The 642-nt window shown below is 63.2% G+C and carries 1 protein-coding gene and 1 pseudogene; both read left to right on the top strand.

Going from position 1 to position 642, the window contains the following annotated elements; translation table 11 throughout:
* Positions 1–217: pseudogene (locus tag GTA51_RS20385) on the top strand (peroxiredoxin family protein); the annotation flags it as partial.
* Positions 218–244: 27 nt separating this feature from the next.
* On the top strand, positions 245–642 hold a 398-nt coding region (locus tag GTA51_RS20380; RefSeq protein WP_160964307.1), incomplete at its 3' end, for a redoxin domain-containing protein.

Here is a 642-nt window from a genome sequence, read left to right as displayed (position 1 = left end):
GGAAGTGGATATCTTTCGCAAAAAATTCAACGTCCCCTTTGCCCTGTTCTCGGATGCGGACTTTGCCGTGCACCAGCGCATCGGCCAAGTGGGAACGCCCTTTTTCTATGTGCTGCGCCGCAAGCCCGCCGGCTACGAAATCGTCATGACCCATCTTGGCGTCATCCGCTCGCCGACGGATTTTCTCGCCGCCATAACCGCCAAGGCCGGCCTGTAATTTCCAACGCCCAAACAAGGAACGCCCATGCGCCATCCCGCCCCGGCACTGCTCATCGCGGCGTTGTTCCTGGTCGCCCCGGCCCTCGCCCCGGCCGACGCCCCATTCCCGGCCGCAGAAGCCGCCAAACAATCCTTGGCCGGAAACATCTTTCCCGTGCCCCACCTGCCGCCCACCGACAGCGTGACGACCGTCGCCGTCGGCAGTCCCATGCCCGACTTTGATTTGCCGGCCATTGACGGCTCCCGGGCGCGTCTGGCCGATTACATCGGCCAGAAAAATCTGGTCCTCTCCTTCGTGCCGGCGGCCTGGACCCCGGTGTGCTCGGGGCAGTGGCCGGGCTACAACATCGTCCGGGACATTTTCGAGGACAATGAGACCGCCTTGATCGGCGTGTCCGTGGACAACCTCCCCACCCTTTTTGC

The sequence above is a fragment of the Solidesulfovibrio aerotolerans genome, assembly GCF_009856865.1.
Lineage (GTDB): Bacteria > Desulfobacterota > Desulfovibrionia > Desulfovibrionales > Desulfovibrionaceae > Solidesulfovibrio > Solidesulfovibrio aerotolerans.
Note: the sequence above shows the minus strand (reverse complement) of the source record. Positions and strands in the feature narration are given on the sequence as shown.